The organism is Agrobacterium tumefaciens (assembly GCF_017726655.1).
GTDB classification, from domain to species: domain Bacteria; phylum Pseudomonadota; class Alphaproteobacteria; order Rhizobiales; family Rhizobiaceae; genus Agrobacterium; species Agrobacterium tumefaciens_B.
Map to the genome: position 1 here is coordinate 2,682,501 of NZ_CP072308.1, position 19,202 is coordinate 2,701,702.

The 19,202-nt window shown below is 59.4% G+C and carries 16 protein-coding genes; 8 read left to right on the top strand and 8 right to left on the bottom strand.

Features of this window, described 5'->3' with window-relative positions; translation table 11 throughout:
* From gguA to araD1, 3 genes are all read left to right on the top strand, one after another.
* Positions 1-1,539: a sugar ABC transporter ATP-binding protein GguA gene (gene gguA, locus AT6N2_RS13130; protein ID WP_063950778.1), complete on the top strand. Its 1,539-nt coding sequence runs from the start codon at positions 1-3 to the stop codon at positions 1,537-1,539.
* Positions 1,536-2,732: a sugar ABC transporter permease GguB gene (gene gguB, locus AT6N2_RS13135; RefSeq protein ID WP_063950777.1), complete on the top strand. Its 1,197-nt coding sequence runs from the start codon at positions 1,536-1,538 to the stop codon at positions 2,730-2,732. Before gguA ends, gguB begins: the two co-directional genes overlap by 4 nt.
* A 119-nt stretch (positions 2,733-2,851) precedes the next feature.
* Positions 2,852-3,847 carry a 2-keto-3-deoxy-L-arabinonate dehydratase AraD1 gene (araD1, locus tag AT6N2_RS13140; protein WP_209087330.1) on the top strand — a complete coding sequence of 332 codons (996 nt, stop codon included), beginning with the start codon at positions 2,852-2,854 and terminating at the stop codon, positions 3,845-3,847.
* 205 nt (positions 3,848-4,052) lie between these two features.
* Here the strand turns inward: araD1 and AT6N2_RS13145 are convergent, their stop codons facing one another.
* The 7 genes from AT6N2_RS13145 to AT6N2_RS13175 form a co-directional block, all read right to left on the bottom strand.
* Positions 4,053-4,688, bottom strand: coding sequence for a histidine phosphatase family protein (locus AT6N2_RS13145; RefSeq protein ID WP_209087332.1), 636 nt, complete (start codon positions 4,686-4,688; stop codon positions 4,053-4,055).
* Between the two features lie 30 nt (positions 4,689-4,718).
* A complete protein-coding gene (locus AT6N2_RS13150; RefSeq protein WP_063950774.1) occupies positions 4,719-5,126 on the bottom strand; it encodes a VOC family protein in 408 nt (135 codons plus the stop codon).
* A gap of 53 nt (positions 5,127-5,179) precedes the next feature.
* Complete coding sequence (locus AT6N2_RS13155) at positions 5,180-5,638, bottom strand: GNAT family N-acetyltransferase (protein WP_209087334.1); 459 nt, start codon at positions 5,636-5,638, stop codon at positions 5,180-5,182.
* Positions 5,639-5,753: 115 nt separating this feature from the next.
* A complete protein-coding gene (locus AT6N2_RS13160; protein WP_209087336.1) occupies positions 5,754-6,350 on the bottom strand; it encodes a class I SAM-dependent methyltransferase in 597 nt (198 codons plus the stop codon).
* Positions 6,351-6,354: 4 nt separating this feature from the next.
* Positions 6,355-7,176: a transglutaminase family protein gene (locus AT6N2_RS13165; protein WP_209087338.1), complete on the bottom strand. Its 822-nt coding sequence runs from the start codon at positions 7,174-7,176 to the stop codon at positions 6,355-6,357.
* Between the two features lie 21 nt (positions 7,177-7,197).
* Complete coding sequence (locus AT6N2_RS13170; RefSeq protein ID WP_063950770.1) at positions 7,198-8,139, bottom strand: alpha-E domain-containing protein; 942 nt, start codon at positions 8,137-8,139, stop codon at positions 7,198-7,200.
* Between the two features lie 3 nt (positions 8,140-8,142).
* Positions 8,143-9,552: a circularly permuted type 2 ATP-grasp protein gene (locus AT6N2_RS13175; protein WP_063950769.1), complete on the bottom strand. Its 1,410-nt coding sequence runs from the start codon at positions 9,550-9,552 to the stop codon at positions 8,143-8,145.
* A gap of 437 nt (positions 9,553-9,989) precedes the next feature.
* On the opposite strand from AT6N2_RS13175, the gene AT6N2_RS13180 reads away from it, so the two are divergent.
* The 4 genes from AT6N2_RS13180 to AT6N2_RS13195 all read left to right on the top strand — a co-directional run bounded on the left by AT6N2_RS13180 (position 9,990) and on the right by AT6N2_RS13195 (position 13,281).
* Positions 9,990-10,886 (top strand): DMT family transporter, encoded by an 897-nt coding sequence (locus AT6N2_RS13180; protein ID WP_063950768.1) that lies wholly within the window; start codon positions 9,990-9,992, stop codon positions 10,884-10,886.
* 78 nt (positions 10,887-10,964) lie between these two features.
* Entirely contained in the window at positions 10,965-11,582 is a 618-nt protein-coding gene (locus tag AT6N2_RS13185) for a L,D-transpeptidase (protein ID WP_063950767.1), read from the top strand.
* A gap of 239 nt (positions 11,583-11,821) precedes the next feature.
* Positions 11,822-12,211, top strand: coding sequence for a DoxX family protein (locus tag AT6N2_RS13190; protein WP_063950766.1), 390 nt, complete (start codon positions 11,822-11,824; stop codon positions 12,209-12,211).
* A gap of 161 nt (positions 12,212-12,372) precedes the next feature.
* Complete coding sequence (locus tag AT6N2_RS13195; RefSeq protein WP_209087340.1) at positions 12,373-13,281, top strand: DMT family transporter; 909 nt, start codon at positions 12,373-12,375, stop codon at positions 13,279-13,281.
* 251 nt (positions 13,282-13,532) lie between these two features.
* On the opposite strand, the gene AT6N2_RS13200 is transcribed toward AT6N2_RS13195, so the two are convergent.
* Positions 13,533-15,005 (bottom strand): DEAD/DEAH box helicase, encoded by a 1,473-nt coding sequence (locus tag AT6N2_RS13200; protein WP_063950817.1) that lies wholly within the window; start codon positions 15,003-15,005, stop codon positions 13,533-13,535.
* A gap of 501 nt (positions 15,006-15,506) precedes the next feature.
* On the opposite strand from AT6N2_RS13200, the gene AT6N2_RS13205 reads away from it, so the two are divergent.
* Positions 15,507-19,169, top strand: a complete 3,663-nt coding sequence (locus AT6N2_RS13205; RefSeq protein ID WP_209087341.1) for a response regulator — start codon at positions 15,507-15,509, stop codon at positions 19,167-19,169.
* Positions 19,170-19,202: the final 33 nt, after the last annotated feature.

Sequence of the window (19,202 nt, forward strand, 5' to 3'; positions counted from 1 at the left end):
ATGGCCAATACCATTCTCGAAATGCGGAACATCACCAAGACGTTTCCGGGCGTGAAAGCGCTTGAGAACGTTAACCTCAAGGTGAAAGAGGGTGAGATCCACGCACTCGTCGGTGAGAACGGCGCGGGAAAGTCGACCCTGATGAAGGTCCTTTCCGGTGTTTACCCCGCCGGCTCCTATGAGGGCGAAATCCATTATGAAGGCGCCGTCAGAAACTTTCGCGCCATCAACGACAGCGAAGATATTGGTATCATCATCATTCACCAGGAGCTGGCGCTCGTGCCGCTTCTGTCGATTGCGGAAAACATCTTCCTTGGAAACGAAGTCGCCTCGAACGGCGTCATCAGCTGGCAGCAGACCTTCAACCGGACCCGCGAACTCCTGAAGAAGGTGGGTCTGAAGGAATCGCCGGAGACGCTGATCACGGATATCGGCGTGGGCAAGCAGCAGCTGGTCGAAATCGCCAAGGCGCTGTCGAAGAGCGTGAAGCTGCTCATCCTCGACGAGCCGACGGCATCGCTCAACGAAAGCGATTCCGAGGCGCTGCTGAACCTGCTGATGGAATTCCGCAAGCAGGGCATGACGTCGATCATCATCACCCACAAGCTGAACGAAGTGCGCAAGGTGGCCGACCAGATCACCGTGCTGCGTGACGGCATGACCGTGAAGACGCTCGACTGTCACAAGGAAGAAATCAGTGAGGATGTGATCATCCGCAACATGGTGGGACGCGATCTCGAGGATCGTTATCCGCCGCGCGACGTGCCGATCGGCGAGACCATTCTCGAAGTGAAGAACTGGAATGCCTATCACCAGCAGCATCGTGACCGCCAGGTTCTGCACGACATCAACATTACCGTGCGCAAGGGCGAAGTCGTCGGTATCGCCGGCCTGATGGGCGCAGGGCGCACCGAATTTGCGATGAGCGTGTTCGGCAAGTCCTACGGCCACAAGATCAGCGGCGACGTTTTGCTCCACGGCAAGCCGGTGGATGTGAGCACCGTGCGCAAGGCGATCGATGCAGGTCTCGCCTATGTGACGGAAGACCGCAAACATCTTGGTCTCGTGCTCAACGACAATATCCTGCACAACACCACGCTGGCCAATCTCGCCGGCGTCTCGAATGCCAGCGTCATCGACGATATCAAGGAAATGAAGGTGGCGAGCGATTTCCGCACGCGCCTGCGCATCCGGTCTTCGGGCATTTTCCAGGAAACAGTCAACCTCTCGGGCGGCAACCAGCAGAAGGTCGTGCTGTCCAAGTGGCTGTTCTCCAATCCTGACGTGCTGATCCTCGATGAACCGACCCGCGGTATCGATGTCGGCGCGAAATACGAAATCTACACCATCATCAACCAGCTCGCTGCCGAAGGTAAAGGCGTTCTGATGATCTCATCGGAAATGCCCGAACTGCTCGGCAATTGCGACCGCATCTACGTCATGAACGAAGGCCGCATCGTCGCTGAATTGCCGAAGGCAGAGGCGAGCCAGGAAAGCATCATGCGCGCTATCATGCGCTCAGGGGAGAAGAACTCATGAGTTCGGCAAACACCACAAACGAAGAAAGTAACGTCATCTCGGTCGGGTCGTATATTCGCTCCAACATCCGCGAATACGGCATGCTGATCGCGCTCGTCGCCATCATGGTTTTCTTCCAGTTCTACACCGGCGGTATCCTGTTCCGCCCTGTGAACCTGACCAACCTCATCCTGCAGAACTCCTTCATCGTCATCATGGCGCTGGGCATGCTGCTGGTCATCGTGGCGGGGCATATCGACCTTTCGGTCGGCTCCATCGTTGCCTTCGTCGGCGCGATCGCGGCCATATTGACAGTGCAATGGGGCATGAACCCATTTCTGGCGGCGCTGATTTGCCTCGTCATCGGCGGTATCATCGGTGCTGCCCAGGGTTACTGGATCGCCTATCACCGCATTCCGTCCTTCATCGTGACGCTGGCGGGCATGCTGGTGTTCCGCGGCCTCACGCTCTTCGTGCTCGGCGGCAAGAATATCGGCCCGTTCCCGACCGATTTCCAGATCATCAGCACCGGGTTCCTGCCCGATATCGGCGGCATCGAAGGTTTGAACACGACCTCGATGATCCTGACCGTGCTTATCCCCGTCGTGCTCTTCTATCTCGCTTGGCGCCGCCGCGTCGTGAATGTGAAGCACGGCATCGATGTCGAACCTTTTGGCTTCTTCGTCGTCCAGCATCTGGTCATCGCTGCTGCCATCCTCTTCCTCGGCTATCAGCTTTCCACCTATCGCGGTCTGCCCAACGTGCTGATCGTGATGCTGGTGCTGATCGCGCTCTACAGCTTCGTGACGCGCCGCACGACCATCGGCCGCCGCGTCTACGCCATGGGCGGCAACGAGAAGGCGACCAAGCTTTCCGGTATCAATACCGAACGCCTGAGCTTCCTGACTTTCGTCAACATGGGCGTGCTTGCAGGTCTCGCCGGCATGATCATCGCGACCCGCCTCAACTCGGCAACGCCGAAGGCCGGCGTGGGCTTCGAGCTTGACGTGATCGCGGCCTGCTTCATCGGCGGCGCTTCGGCATCCGGCGGCGTTGGCAAGATCACCGGTGCGGTCATCGGCGCCTTCATCATGGGCGTGATGAATAACGGCATGTCGATCGTCGGCCTCGGCATCGACTTCCAGCAGATGGTCAAGGGCCTCGTGCTGCTCGCCGCCGTGTTCTTCGACGTCTACAACAAAAACAAGGGCTGATCGGCTCACCCCTATCGCAGTGCAAAAAGTGGCCGGTTTCCGGCCACTTTCATAAGATGCAGGCGCATTGCGCCGCGTAGAAGAGATAAAGGCGCTTGGCGCCGGAGGAAGGAAATCCCGTGCTCATTTCACAGATCAAAGATGCCAGTGGCAACATCATCGTAGCGGTTCGCGAAGAAGGCGGAGAGGCACGCGCAGTCAAGGGCGCAGCGTCCGTTTATGCGCTTGCCATGGAAGCGGCCAATGGTGGCAAGAACCTCGCCGACGTCATTTCGGCGCACGGCCTGGGCGATGCCGTCGATCTTGAAAAGGCGTATGCCGAAGGTCGCTTCCTGCCGCCGATCACCCACCCCGATCCGGCGCATCTCCATCTGACCGGTACCGGCCTTACCCATCTCGGTTCGGCCGCCACCCGCGACAGCATGCACAAGAAAACGACGGAAGCCGCCGAGGAAAGCCTGACGGACTCCATGAAGATGTTCCGCATGGGTCTGGAAAACGGCAAGCCGAAGGCCGGTGAAAAGGGCGTGCAGCCTGAGTGGTTCTACAAGGGCAACGGCCATGTGGCGGCAGCACCGGGTGCGGCGCTTACCTCGCCATCCTTCGCGCTTGATGGCGGCGAAGAACCTGAGATGGCGGGTATCTACGTCATTTCCGACAAGGGTGAAGCGGTGCGTATCGGTTTTGCCGTGTCGAACGAGTTTTCCGATCACGTCACCGAGCGGATCAACTATCTTTACCTTGCCCATTCCAAGCTGCGTCCGGCGAGTTTCGGCCCCGAAATCCGCGTCGGCGCACCGCCGTCCGATATTCGTGGTACCTCGCGCATTCGTCGCGGCGACAAGGTCATCTTCGAAAAGCCGTTCGTTTCGGGTGAGGACAACATGTCCCACACCTTCGCGAACCTCGAATATCACCACTTCAAATACGGCCTGTTCCGTGCGCCTGGCGATGTGCATGTGCACATGTTCGGCACGGCAACGCTTTCCTTCGCCGAAGGTATCAAACCGGAAGAAGGCGACGTGTTTGAGATCGAGGCCGCCGGTTTCGGCCTGCCGCTGAAGAACCCGCTGGCGGTCGATGCGGAAGAAGAGATCGTGGTTCGCCAGATCTGATCTACGGGCGATCTTTGGGAATGATAGAGGGAGCAATTGCTCCCTCTATTCGTCATACCGGCCTTGAGCCGGTATCCAGCCAGCCCGAGTTTTTAGGCTGAAAAGAGTCTTTTCTCCGCGCAGACGCGCGTCGGCTGGTTTCCGGATCAGGGCCGGAAAAACGCAGGTCATATTGTCTGCGTCGACTGATCACGAGCAAATGTCGCTATCGCGAGGCAAAATCCTGCAGATGCGAAACATCCGCCAGTGAAACGACGGCGCGGTTTTGCCAGTAATCGTCTTCCTTCAAATGGGTGATGCTGCCGGAGCGCGCCGGGAAGCTGACATAACCTGCGCTGTCGATCGGCATCTTGATCCATGCCGCGATGACGAAGGTCAGGGCAAAACCATGGGTTACGATGATCTGCGCGGGACACGGCCGTGCGATGATCATGTCCACGGCCTGATAGACCCTTTCGGCAAATTCGCGTCGTGTCTCGCCATTGGCAATGCCGCCGCGATGGTCAAGGCGATTATGATGCGGTGCCGGGATTTGACGGTCATCGAGCCATTGCTGCGGCATGCCTTCGGCCTCGCCGTAACTCATTTCCCTGAGGTCGCGCATGGTCTCCATTGGCTGCCCGAAGCGTTCCGCGATGATTTCTGCGGTCTGCGCGGCACGAAGCAGGTCGGAGCTTAAGATTTCCACGGGTTCGCCGCTGACCAGCATCGCCAGCCTTTCCGCCGCCGCCTCCGCATCGTTCCTGCCATGTGGAGTCAGTCCGGTATCATACCAGCCGCCGACCCGGTTCTCGATATGGTGGACCGACTGAGGGTGAGTTACGACATAGATATTCTTCACGGTATCCTGCTTCTTTGCGGCCAGTCCTATTCAAAATCCCCAGAGCTTGCCTTCTCCCACTTCCACAGAGTTCCCGGAGGGATCGCGGATATAAACCGAATAGCTGTCATTCGGCCAACGGTGATAGTGCTCGACGGGAATTTTGAGCGTTTCGAAGTGCGCTTTCCATCCGTCTACCTCCGTTTTGTCCCTTGCGTAAAAGCAGAAGTGGCCTGCACCGGCCGTGCCATGGCGGGGAATGGGGTTGTCGGGATCGGCCTTGCGCGACTTCTCTGGGTCGAAAACCAGCAGTACCTGCTGCCCGCATCTGAAAAAGACGAAGCTTCCGGGCACCTTGCCGATGATCTCCAGCCCAAAGACATCGCGGTAGAAAGCCTCGGCGGCTTCGAGATCATTCACATAGATCGCGGTTTCCATGATGGCTGTCGGCGGTCGCATGGTTCCTCCTATGGTTCAGACGCGGTGACAAATGATGGAAAGGGCCGGCTGCCTCACGTCTTGTAGGTCAGCACGGTCAGATCGTGCTGGCCGACGCCCCGTTCGAGGATGCTCCAGCCGCAGTTGATGTAATAGTCCTCAAGCCCTGCCTCGCAGCAGAGGTAGGCCGTGTCGTAACCGAGTTCGGCGGCCCTCTTTGTTGCGGCCTGCATCAGGGCGCGCGCCACGCCTGAGCGGCGGCGGCCTTCTTCCACCCAGAGCGCGGCGACCCAGGGAAGATATTGCGGGCGTTCCTCGAGATCGGAATGAATGAGAAAGGCGGAGCCGACATAGGCGTCGCCATCATGGGCGACAAAGCCGGTGGGTAGGGCGTGAGGATTGGTCATCTCTTTGAGGTGCTCGATGACATCGCCCATCTTCAGGCCGCTACCCTGCCACCAGGCCGTCCAGACCCTTTCTGCTATGATGGGTCCATGCGACAGGCAGTCGCGATAGTCGGAAATGCTGTACAACGCCGTCTCCCGGCCGGTTTGTCCCAAAAGGGTAAACCGGATCATGCCTTCAACTGAGAACGGCGATTAAAACGGGTGCAGCACCCTTTTGCAACCGTCAACTTGTGGCGGTTGGTCAGCGCTTTTTGGCCGTGACATGCAGCCAGTCTGTCGGCAGCTTGTCGTAACCGCTTCCCTGTCGGGCTTCGATCTCTACGCCCGTCCAGTCATATCGCCCATAAAGCTCCTCCAGCCATGAGCTCGACGGATAATTGTAATAGCGGCCGAACGTATCGCGCCCTTCAGCCTCCCCGGCCTTGAAGCTCGCGTAAAAGATTCCGCCCGGTTTCAGCGCGGTGTGGATGCGGCCGATGATGCCCGGCAGGGCAGGGCGGGGCACGTGCAGCAGGCAGGCATTGGCCCAGATGCCATGATAGCGCCCGACCTCATCGAGATCTTCGAACAGCAACGTTCTGACAGGAATGCCGAGCCGGGTTTCCGCCGCTTTGGCGATGTCGGGCGTTCCATCGGTCGGGTGCACATCGAAACCGGCTGCCAGCATGTATTCGCTGTCCTGCCCGCCGCCGCATCCTAGCTCGAGGATGCTGGCGCCCGTTTGCAACTGCGACAGGAATGTCTCCAGATGCTGGCGGTCTGCCACCTGTCCGCGTGTGGTATAGGCGGTTGCGTTGTCGGTATAGAAAACGATGGTATCGTCGTCCTTGGCAACCATGATGTCAGCTTTGCGACTGGCTCTGGCTCTGCGATTGTTGCACGGTCACGGAGACGCTGAGCGTCTCACCGGCCGGGCCAATGCGCATGCCCGATATCGGCGCGCAATCGCGATAGCAAAGGCCGGACGCGATGCGGACATAACGGTCGTCGGGGCAGATATTGTTGGCGGCGTCGAAGCCGACCCATCCGAGGCCCTGTAGGTGCACCTCGGCCCAGGCGTGGGTGGCGGTCTGTTCCTCAACCTCGTCCGTCATCAGATAACCGGACACATAGCGCGCTGGCAGGCCCATCTGACGGGCGGCGGAAATGAGAATATGGGCGTGGTCCTGGCAGACGCCCTTGCCGGCTTCCAGCGCCGCTTCGGCCGTGGTTTCGATATCGGTCGCGCCGGGCACATATTCCACCTTGCCGTGGATGGTCTCCATGAGATTGTGGAGGCGGGCAAGCTCGCTCTCGCCGGCGCTCACCTTCACCAGTTCGCGCACCAGTTTTCCGGGTTTGGTACGCGGCGTTTCCCGCAGGAAAAGCCATAGCGGCGCGCTGCCGATGTGGTAACCGAACACGCCTGCCTTATCCTGTGTGCTGACAGTGCCGGTCGCCACCACCTTCACCCGCTTTTGCGGCCCTTCGGTTTCCACCAGTGCGACGCGATTGCCGAAATGGTCGTCATAGGTCACTTCCACGGTCGCACCATCGACGGAGACATCCCAGTCCTCCACCGTCTGGCTTGAGCCGGTCTGCGGCGTCAGGCGCAGCCGCTGCAACGCATAGGGCATCGGCTCGTCATAGACATAGTCCGTCGTATGGGTGATTTTCAGACGCATCAGCTGTCCCCGTCCACGCGCTTATTGATAGAAGCGGTAGCCTTCCGTTATTTCCTGTCCCAGTTGCCCGTTGCGGTGCACGAACCTTTCCAGGAACTCATGCAGCCCCTCGTCCATCACCCTGGCGATGGTGGTCGTGCGCAGGCTGTCGCGAATGCTCTCGGCCGTGTCGTGCGCCTTGTGCCTCTCGCTGTAGTCGTCGGCAATGTAATTGAGGTTGCTGGCGATCTTTTCGTAACAATAGGCGAGCGAACGCGGCATGCGGCCGTTGAGGATGAGAAAGTCGGCGATATTGGCCGGCTTGTATTCCGCATCATAGACCCAGCCATAGGAACGGTGGGCCGAGACCGAGCGCAGGATGGATTCCCATTGCGCATTGTCGAGCGACGAGCCCACATGCGCCACGGCCGGCAGCAGCACGTAATATTTGACGTCGAGGATGCGCGCCGTGTTGTCCGCCCGCTCGATGAAGGTGCCGATGCGGGAGAAGTTATAGAGATCGTTGCGCAGCATGGAGCCATGGAAGGCGCCGCGCACCAGACCGGCGCGATGTTTGATCACATCGATGGTCTGCGGCAGCTCTGCGTGGCTGAGCTTGCGGCCGAGGATGTTTTTCAGCTCGATCCAGAATTCGTTGGTGGCTTCCCACGTCTCGCGCGTCAGTGCCGTGCGCACCATGCGCGCGTTGTTGCGGCCCGCTTCGATGCAGGACATGACGCTCGACGGGTTGGCCTTGTCCCGCAAGAGGTAATCGATCGCATTGGCCGTCGTCACCTTCTCATGTGTTTCGAGAAAAGCTTCGTGAACGCCCGCGCTCTGCAACACGCCGTCCCAGTCCTCGTCGCCGCTGCCCGAGCGCGTCAGGGAAACGCGCAGGCCCGCATCGATCAGCCGGGCGATGTTTTCAGCGCGCTCGATATACCGGAACATCCAGTAGAGCCCGTTTGCCGTTCTGCCCAGCATGGCTTAGTCCTCCAGTACCCACGTATCCTTGGTGCCGCCGCCCTGGCTGGAATTGACCACCAGCGAACCCTTCTTGAGGGCAACGCGGGTCAGGCCGCCGGGGATGATCTGCACCTTGTCCGAAACAAGCACGTAGGGGCGCAGGTCGACATGGCGCGGCGCAATGCCGTTTTTCACCATGATCGGCACGGTGGAGAGCGACAGCGTCGGCTGCGCAATGTAATTCGAAGGGCGAGCCCGCAGCTTGTCGGCAAACAGCGCGCGCTCGCGTTTGGTCGCGGTCGGGCCGACCAGCATGCCGTAACCGCCTGAACCGTGGACCTCCTTGACGACGAGTTCGGCGAGGTTGTCGAGAACGTATTTCAGGCTGTCGGGCTCGGAACAGCGCCAAGTTGGCACGTTTTCCAGGAGCGGCTTGCGGCCGGTATAAAATTCGACGATCTCGGGCATGTAGGAATAGATCGCCTTGTCGTCGGAAATGCCGGTGCCGGGGGCATTGGCGATGGTGATGTTGCCGGCGCGATAGACATCCATGATGCCGGGAACGCCAAGCGCCGAATCCGGCCGGAACGTCAACGGGTCGAGGAAGTCGTCGTCGACGCGGCGGTAGAGAACGTCGATCGCCTCATAACCGCGTGTCGTTCGCATCTTGACCTTGCCGTCCATGACACGCAGGTCGGAACCTTCCACCAGCTCCACACCCATCATGTCGGCGAGGAACGAGTGCTCGTAGTAGGCGGAATTGTAGATGCCGGGGGTCAGTACCGCGACGCGTGGTCTGCCGGTGCAGCCGGGCGGGGCCAGTGAAGCAAGCGACTGGCGCAGCAGATAGGGATAATCCTCCACCCGCCGCACGCGGTTTTCGTGGAAGAGCTCCGGGAACATCTGCATCATCGTTTCGCGGTTTTCCAGCATGTAGCTGACACCTGACGGCGTGCGGGCATTGTCTTCCAGAACATAAAACTGGTCTTCGCCGGTACGGACGATATCGGTGCCAACGATATGGGTGTAGACGCCGCCGGGCGGCGTGAAACCGATCATTTCGGGCAGGAAGGCTTCGTTCTTCTCGATGATCTCCCGGGGAATGCGACCGGCGCGGATGATTTCCTGCTTGTGGTAGATATCATCGAGGAAAGCATTGAGGGCGAGAACCCGCTGTTCGATGCCCTGGGCCAGTTTGCGCCACTCACGGCCGGAGATGATGCGTGGAATGATATCGAAGGGTATCAGTTTTTCTGAACTGTCGGCGTGGCCATAGACCGCGAAAGTAATACCGGTTTTTCGGAAGATGTTTTCAGCGTCTTTTGACTTCTGGATCAGGTGCGCCCTGTCCTGCCGGCTGTACCATTCGTTGTAGTTTTCATATGGGCTTCGCGGCGTGTCGTCCGCATTTATCATTTCGTCAAATGCCAACTTCGATGTCCCCTTTTTTGCCATATGAATACAACGGGAAATGCAATGCAAGAACTATGCGGGGCTGCCCTAGAAGATTTTTCGTCACTCTAGAGTTTTAAAAAAGAAGCGTTTTTTTAGCTTCAGCCTATAAATGCGGCATAGACAAATTCGTTGCGTGAAAGGAAGCGGCGATCGCGGTGACAAAGCTGTGTGTGCCGTGTGCGAATGCATAAAATTTGGTCGGTCGCTTTTGTCTGATTCATCTCGAAGGTCGCATCAGAAAATCTGAAAGATGCGATGACTAAAACACCTTTGACCTTTTGCCGCGTTGCTTATACCGCCATGATGAACCACGGCTCGATCATTCGCCGGCCTGCATAATCGAAAATTCTTGTACGCCGCCTGTCCCGCACCACTTCCGGTTATGGCCACGACGCGGCTGAGGGGGAGTTACCATGTCGCTCGACCGTCTGGCCCCGGCCATCTTCGTCTTTCTCTGGTCGACCGGTTGGGTCACCGCGAAATATGCCGTCTATTATACCGGGCCACTGACCTTCCTCTGTCTGCGGTATCTGCTTGCCGGGCTGCTGCTGTGGTTCATCTGCTGGGTCTCTTCCATTCCATGGCCGCGGACATGGACGGAGGTCTTTCGGGCAATCCTGTCCGGTGTCTTCCTGCACGGCCTTTACCTTGGAATGATCTGGTGGGCGATTGGCCAGGGTGTTCCGGCGGCGATCGGCGGGATCATTGCCGGGCTGCAGCCGTTGATGACGGCAGTCGCCGCCCGCTTCATGATCGCCGAAAAAATCTCGCCGCTGCAACGCGCGGGCCTGGTCATCGGCTTTGCCGGCATTACCATAGCGGTCCTGCCAAAGGTCATGGCGGGTGGTTCGACGGGCCTGTCTGTGCCGCTCTACGCCGTGGCGGTCAATGTGCTGGGCATGACTTCGGTCACATTCGCAACGCTCTATCAGAAGAAATATGTCCAGGGCGGAAACATCATGGCGATTGCTACGCTGCAATATGTCGGGGCGCTGCTGGTGACGGTGCCGTTTGCCCTGCTTTTGGAGGATGGCCACATAGACTGGAGCTTTGGTCTTGCCGCGACGCTTGCCTGGTCGGTGGGTGCCATATCCATCGGTGCGGTTGCGCTGCTTCTTTATTTGATACGGCGTGGGCAGGTCTCGCGCGCCGCCTCGCTGATCTATCTCGTACCACCGCTTGCGGCGGTGGAAGCAGCCCTTCTGTTTGGAGAAACCCTGACACCGGCCATGATCGCCGGCACGGTCCTTGCGGTCACCGGGGTCTACCTGACCAACCGCAAACCGTCGGGGACGGTTGCAGCGCGTTAATTCCCACAACCTCATATTAGAGGTTTGTTAACCATAAAATTATACCTCTCGTTAATCACATGATTTGCCGGGGGTTACATGTCTATTTCACGTCGTGGTGTTCTGTTCGGATTACCGCTGTTTCTGGCTGGTTGCGCGCATACCGGGATGGGTGAGCAAAGGCTTAATTATGCGGCGAAGCCGGAAGAGAAATTTCCGCTGCCCGCCATGCACCTCGACAAGGTCAAGCCGGAGCTGCGCCGTCAGGAAGTGGCGTACGAGACGCACCACCCGGCTGGCACCGTCGTGGTCGACACACCGGCGCGTCGGCTTTATTACGTTCTGGGTGACGGGCGCGCCATGCGCTATGGCGTCGGCGTTGGCCGACAGGGTCTCGCGCTCAAGGGTGATGCCTATATCGGCCGCAAGGCGGAATGGCCGTCCTGGACGCCGACTGCCAACATGATGCGCCGCGATCCACGCAATCTCAAATTCGCAGCCGGCATGCCCGGTGGCCCGAACAATCCGCTCGGTGCGCGTGCGCTTTATCTTTATCGCGGCGGCAACGACACCATGTTCCGCCTGCATGGCACCAACCAGCCGCAGTCCATCGGCCATGCCATGTCGAGCGGCTGCATCCGCATGCTGAACCATGATATCATCGACCTCTATAGCCGCGTGCCCGTGGGCTCGAAGGTGGTTGTGCTGCAGGCCTGATCAGGGGCGGATTTTCCGCCCTCGCGATCAGAAAAAATGTCTGAAGCTCTGAGTTGATTTTTCGGACTGCAAGTAAGTTTTCTACGGTCAAATCAACTATTTGTAGAAAATCGGGGTTTGCGTATTTTAGGTAATTCTGCAATATCGGAAACGTGATTTCCGCTATGCCGGAGGTGTATCCATAAACGTGCCATCGCGCCGTCGACGGCGCTTCACCACTTCAACGGGGACACATTAAAATGGCAATGTTCGACTCTCTCTCGCGTTATCGCCCGCAGGCGCTCGGCGCGCTGCGCATCATGACAGCGCTGCTTTTCATTTCGCACGGAACGCAGAAGCTGTTCGGTTTTCCGGCATCGCAGATGGAGGGCTCTCTGCCGACCATGCTGCTGGTGGCGGCGCTTCTGGAATTCGTCGGCGGAATTCTGGTGCTGATCGGCCTTTTCACGCGTCCGGTCGCCTTCATCCTGTCCGGCCAGATGGCGGTCGCCTATTTCATCGCACATGGGCCGAAGAGCTTCTTCCCAGCGCTCAACGGCGGCGATGCGGCTATCCTGTTCTGCTTCATCTTCCTTTATCTTTTTGCGGCCGGTCCGGGCGCTTTCTCCGTGGATGAACGCCGGGCCTGATCGCCGACTGTCATCACCGATCTTTATTGAGGCCCCGCATGGCTGGAACCATGCGGGGCCTCGTGTTTTTAAGTGGCAGAAACTTCGGTCGCCGCCGAAGCATTGATGCTTGTTTTCGGGTTAGGAACGGTTCCTCCTAAATGCAGTTGGAAAATTGATCCGTGACCTCCCAGAACACCATCGCCCGTGAATTGCTGTTTCTCGCCCTGCTGTCCACGCTGTGGGCCGCTTCCTACACCTTCATCAAGATCGGGGTGGAGACCATCCCGCCCATCACCTTCATCGCATCGCGCACGCTGATTGCCGGTCTGCTGCTTCTCGCGGTCATCCGGCTGCGCGGGCTGCGCTTGCCCACGGATGTTGCGACGTGGCGGCTGTTCTTCATCCAGGCCTGTGTCAACAGCGTGCTGCCCTTCACGCTGATCGCCTGGGCGGAACAGAGCATCGATGCCGGGCTTGCCGTCATTCTCAATGCCACGACGCCGATCTTCACCTTCCTTCTCACCGCGCTGGTCATCCGGCATGAGGCGGTGAGCGGGCGCAAGCTGTTCGGCACCATTGCCGGCATGACGGGCGTGTGCCTCATCATCGGCATGGAAGCGCTTGATGGAGCGGGCGACGCGCTATGGAGCCAGTTCGCCGTGCTGACCGCAGCGTTTTCCTATGCCTGCGCGGCCATTTTCAGTAAAAATTTCAAAGGGCTCGATCCGATCATGCCGGCAGCCGGCTCGCTGATCTCCGGTGCGGTTCTGCTGTTTCCCGTCAGCCTGATCGTTGACCGACCCTGGACCTTGTCGCCTTCGGCGGAATCATTGACGGCACTTGCGTGCCTCAGCGTCTTTTCCACCGCGCTCGCCTTCATGATCTATTTCCGGCTGATGCAGACGCTGGGCTCGGTGGGCACGACCTCGCAGGCTTATCTCAGGGTGCCGGTCGGTGTTGCCATCGGCATGGTGTTTCTGGGGGAAGTGCCGACATCAGCCATGTGGGTGGGGCTGGTCTGCGTGATCGCAGGCGTGCTGGCCATGACCTTGCCGTCAAGACGTCGGCCGGTTGCCGAGGGCGGTTGAAGACAAAGAAAACCCCGCAAAGCCTGGACTTGCGGGGTGAAATTTAAAAGCGCCTGGGTGCACGACAACCGCATATAGACCGAGCGGGAGCCGCTTGTTTCTTCTCCCCGAGGGGGAGAAGTCCGCGGCAGCGGGATGAGGGGGCGAGGCTAGCAGTATATGGAGAGCTGGCCCCTCATCCGACCCTTCGGACCACCTTCTCCCCGGCGGGGAGAAGAAAGGCGCGGCAGCGCCGAGCGCCTCATAGCAACTTAGCGGTTACGGCCGCGATTGCCGTTGCCGGAAGCACGCTTCTCCTGACCGTTGCCGCCGGCAGGTGCGTGGCGGTTGGCGCCGCTGCCACCGGGCTTGCGGGCCGGGCGGCGGTGCTTGCGCGGGCCGGCCGGGCGGCCTGCGTCGCCTTCAGCCTGCTTCACGCGTTTGAAGTCGGACGTGACCTCGAGATCATTGTCCGCTTCGCGCGGGGCATGGTGACGCGATGGGCGGGATTCACCGTTATGGCGTCCACCCTCGCGCGGACCACGCTGCTGGCCGCCATTATTGTTGCGTCCGCCGCGGTTGTTGTTGGGGCGCGTGGGGCTTGCGAGACCGGCCGGACGTTCACCAGAGGCAACCGGAATATCGATCTTCATCAGCTTTTCGATGTCGTGCAACAGGCGGGTCTCGTCCGGTGCGCAGAAAGCAATGGCGATGCCGTCGCGGCCGGCACGGGCGGTACGGCCGATGCGGTGAACATAAGCGTCAGGCACTTCCGGCAGATCGTAGTTGAAGACGTGCGTCACTGCTGGGATGTCGATGCCGCGGGCCGCGACGTCGGTTGCGACCAGAACCTTGATCTCGCCATCCTTGAAGCCCTTCAGGGCGCGCTCGCGCTGGCCCTGGCTCTTGTTGCCGTGGATGGAGGCGACCTTGAAGCCGATATGTTCCAGATGCTTGTAGAGCTTCTCCGCGCCGTGCTTGGTGCGCAGGAATACGATGGCGCGGCCATCCGGGTTCTCGTTGAGCGACTTCTTCAGAAGCTCGGTCTTGTCGTTCTTGCCGGCGACGAAGTGGACATATTGCTCCACCTTGTCGGCTGCCTTGCCGGGCGGGGTCACTTCGACCTTCAGCGGATCGGTCAGGTAGCTGTGGGCGAGATCGGCGATTGCCTTCGGCATGGTGGCGGAGAAGAGCAGCGTCTGGCGCTTGGCCGGAACCATCTTCGAGATCTTGCGCAGATCGTGGATGAAGCCGAGGTCGAGCATCTGGTCGGCTTCATCGAGCACCAGATAGGTGACCTTGGAGAGCGAAATGGCATTGCGGGCGATGAGATCAAGCAGGCGGCCGGGAGTGGCCACCAGAATGTCGGTACCTTTTTCCAGCTGGAGCTGCTGCTTGTTGATCGACGCGCCGCCGACAACCTGGTTGATCCGCAGCGGCGTCTTCTTCACGAAGGCGCGCAGGTTTTCGCCGATCTGGTTCACCAGCTCGCGGGTCGGGGCAAGGATCAGCGTGCGGCAGGTGCGGTTTGCCGGGCGGTCCGCCTGCTTCATCAGCATTTCGATGATCGGCAGGCCGAAAGCGGCCGTCTTGCCGGTGCCGGTCTGTGCGAGGCCGATCAGGTCGCGGCCTTCGAGCAGCAGCGGAATGGCCTTTGCCTGAATGGGAGTAGGGGTCGTGTAGCCAAGCTGGGTAACGCTGGCAACAATCTTTTCGGAGAGGCCGAGTTCGCTAAAACTGGTCAATATAATGCCTTTCGGGGCGCCAAAAACTAATCGTCCGGAACAGGGCTGCTGTCCGGCGGTTTCGGCGTCAAGAACCCCGCGTGAATTGGGAACTTGTGGGTTGGAATAACTTTCTGCGCATCAGTGCGGCACATGCCGTCTTCTGTAGTCTCTGCGCTTTTCCTTCATGCGGGCCGGATCCGTTCGAGGACTTTTCTCCGGTCATACGCTGCAGCTCACGCGGCTGCCGATGGTGAAAGCTTGACGGGGATGTGGGCGTTTTATGCGCTAAAGTCAAGCGATAGTTTTGTGAGCGGGCTGTCGCGACGCGCATGGCAGCCATGCGTACCCGCTCTCGGCAGGTGTAGCGAGGGGGATGGCGCGGTCAAGAATTATGGTTAAAAAAGGATGACTGTACCGATGGATACATAGCAAAGATCGCTTTTATCACATAACGTTTTTGCGACGACGCCGGGAAATATTTGATTCGGCAAGGATCGACTGCAGGATGTGGAGTATCGATTGACCGAGGGTGGCGGGTTGCTGGAAAAGGCTTGCAGGGCCGTCGCTGTCCTGGACCTGCCGGCGTGCGTCAAGGATAGCGAGCTGCGCTATGTCACGGCCAATGAGGCCTATGGTCGCCTTCTTGGACATCCGCCCGGCCTTTTGAAGGGCCGCACCAGTTTTTCCCTGTCGGGTGATAACCGCGACGCCGAGCGTGAGGACCGGGAGCGTCGCGCGCTGGTCTTTGCCACCGACGAGACCATTGCAAGCCATACCGCGACGGTGTCCGGCAACCTGCGCTGCGAGCGCTTCATCGGCGACGACGGCAATCTTTTTCTGTTCGAGGTGTTTGAAAAAATGCCCTCGCCGGTGCTGGCGGCACCGTCGGCTGTCGGCGATGCGTCCGATCTGCTTTTCACCAGCGGCGTGATGGATTTCATCGATGCCGGTATCGTTGTTTATGACCGGGAAAACCGGCTGGTCTATTGTAATGCTCGTTTCGCAGAGTTTTACAGGGCCTTTGGCGTGGAGCTGACGCCGGGGATACGGCTCGAAGCGCTGATGAAGGCGCTCTATTTCTCGAGCGGCTATCGCAGCGTCCAGGAAGACGATCCGGATTTCGAAGGGTGGATGCAGGGGCAGCTGCGGGATTTTGCGCTGCCTTATCTCGAAAGGGTGGAGCAGTTTGCCGACGGACGCTGGGTGCGCATGGTCAACAAGCGCCTGGAAGATGGCACGCTGGTCGGCCTGCGAGTGGATGTCACCGAGTTCAAGGCGCACGAGACGCTTCTGAACACGCAGATCCGCGAGACCTGGCTGTTGCGCGCCGCGCTCGAGCAATTGCCGGTCGGTGTCTTCCTGCGGGATAAAGACAGGCGGCTGACCTTTGCCAACGCGGCCTATGAGACATTTCTGGATGGCAGCCTCGCCGATCATATCGGCAGAACCGAAAGCGATATGTTCCCTGAGGAAGGCGAGCAATTCCGTCTGGAAAACGAGCATATCCTTGAAACCGGGGAGTCGATAGAAAAGACAGGCTGCGTTTCTCTTGCCGATGGCGGCACCATCCCCATCATCACCCGGCTCGGCCGCGTCGCGACGCCCGACAATGACTACTATCTGGTAGGTTCGGTCACCGATGTGAGCCTGTTGCAGGAGAGGGAGAACGCCCTTATCGCCGCGCGGGCGGAGGCAGAGGCGCTGCACCGCCAGCTTGAGGCTGTTCTCCACGCGCTGCCGGTCGGGGTGCTGTTGCTCAACGCCGATCTCGTGATCGAATATATCAATCCCTGTTTTTACAAGGTGTGGGGAGAGATCGGCGGGGGGACGTCGCTCGTCGGGATGACCTATCGCGACTTCATGCAGCTGAACTACGACAGTGGGCTCTATGACTATGGCGACAAATCATTTGAGGAGGTCTATGGCGAGCGGGTGCACCGGCTTCTGAACACGGAGGGGTTTGCGCCACGCGAGGTACGCAGCAAAAGCGGCAAGGTCACCGTCATCTCGAAAACCCGCCTCGAGGGCGGTAAAATCCTCAGTACCTATGCCGACGTTACCGATGTGCGCTTGCGCGATGCGGAGATCAGCAAAGCCAGGGCGGAGCTGGAGCGTGTCGGCGAATATATGCAGGGCGCGACACGCGCCATGGCGCAGGGCCTGGTGCTTGTCGAGCAGGGCACGATCATCATGTCCAACGAGGCAATGGCGCGCATGTTCGATGTGCCGCCCCATCTTCTGGATAAGGGTGAAAACTGGTCGGGATTCTTTTCCCATTGCGCCGGCCGCGGCGATTTCGGCACCGCCGAGGAGGCGGCTGCGACCCTTTCCGCCTGGAGAGAGAATATCGCGGCCAACCGGCCGTTTTCCTGGCTCATCCAGGTTGCGGGCAAAAGCTGGCTCAATCTGGAGGCGACCAACAGTTCCGGCAATTACTGGCTCATCATCGTCACTGATGTGACTGAGATGAAAGTGCGCGAAGAGGAATTGCAGCGCCTGCTTTCGCGCGCCGAAGCGGCGGACCGGGCCAAATCGGAGTTCCTGGCCAATATGAGCCATGAAATCCGCACGCCCATGAACGGTGTGCTTGGCATGGCGGAGCTTCTGGCCAAATCCAAGCTCGACACGCGCCAGAAGACCTTTACCGATATCATCGTCAAATCGGGCAACGCGCTTCTGACCATCATCAACGACATTCTCGATTTCTCGCGCATCGAGGCGGGCCAGATGAAGCTGCGCAACATGCCGTTCGATCCGGCGGAAGCGGTTGAAGATGTTGTGTCGCTTCTATCGTCGGCGGCTTTGGAGAAGGACATCGAGCTGATCGTTCGCATCGATGCCTCGGTTGCCGGCAAGGTTATCGGCGATGCCGGGCGTTTTCGCCAGATCGTTACCAATATCGTCGGAAACGCCGTCAAGTTCACGGAAACGGGTCACGTGCTGGTCGAGCTTTCCGCCCACGCGACGAAAACTTCCGAAACGATTTTTTCCCTGCGGGTCGAAGACAGCGGCATAGGCATTCCCGCCGACAAGATCGAAACCATCTTCGACAAGTTCAGCCAGGTCGATGGTTCCGCAACGCGCCGGCACGAGGGTACGGGGCTTGGGCTGGCGATCACCGTCGGTCTGGTGGGCCTGTTCGATGGGGCAATCAATGTCGCAAGCGATGTCGGCAAGGGCTCTACCTTCGAGGTCAATATTCCGTTTCAGGTCACGGAAAAGCGGACGGAGCTTCCGCTGTTTTCGAAGGCAATCGAGGATATCCGGGTTCTCGTTGTCGATGACAACGACGTCAACCGCCGCATCTTGACCGAGCAGCTGAAAAGCTGGGGGATCGATGGCCACGCGGTGGGTGACGGGCCTACCGGCATCGCGGTGCTGGAAGAAGCGGTGGCGCTTGGATTTGTCATTGATGCCATCATTCTCGATTATCACATGCCGATCATGAACGGGCTGGATGTGGTGGAGCGAATTCGCGCCGATGCCCGATTCGACGAAATCGCCATCGTTTTCCTCACCTCCATGGATGTCGTCGGTGACGAAACGCTGTTTGCCGATCTCAACGTGCAGGCGCATCTGATGAAGCCGGCGCGGGCCCGGCTGTTGCGCTCCACCCTGTTCGACGTGGTGCGAGACGTCCGGTTCAAACGCGCCCAGGGACATGCCGCGCATTTGCCATCAGGCAATTTCCCCGCCCGACCGGAGGGTTCGTCTTCCGACAAAAAGGAGCGCGCCGCCCACCCGGTCATCGCTCCAGATCGGCGCCGCCCGTTCCTTCTCGACGTGCTGGTGGCCGAAGACAATGACGTCAACCAGATCGTCTTTAGCCAGATCCTGCAGCAGGCGGGCCTGCGTTTCCTGATTGTCGGCAACGGCAAGAAGGCGGTACAGGCTTGGGAAGAGCATAACCCCGCCGTCATCCTCATGGACGTCTCGATGCCCGTCATGAATGGGCACCAGGCAACACGCGCCATACGCGCCGCCGAACAGGCGGCTGGCGATGGACGGCATGTGCCTGTTATAGGCGTGACCGCCCATACGCAGGAAGCGGATCGCGAGCTTTGCCTGCAGGCCGGCATGGACGATTACCTGTCGAAGCCGATCAGCCCCGAAATCCTCGAAGACAAGATTGCGCAATGGCTGGGCGAGGAAATGCCACGGCGCGACCTGCCTGTCGTCTGACGGACGCCGCGCCGATTTTGGCGCTCTTCAACG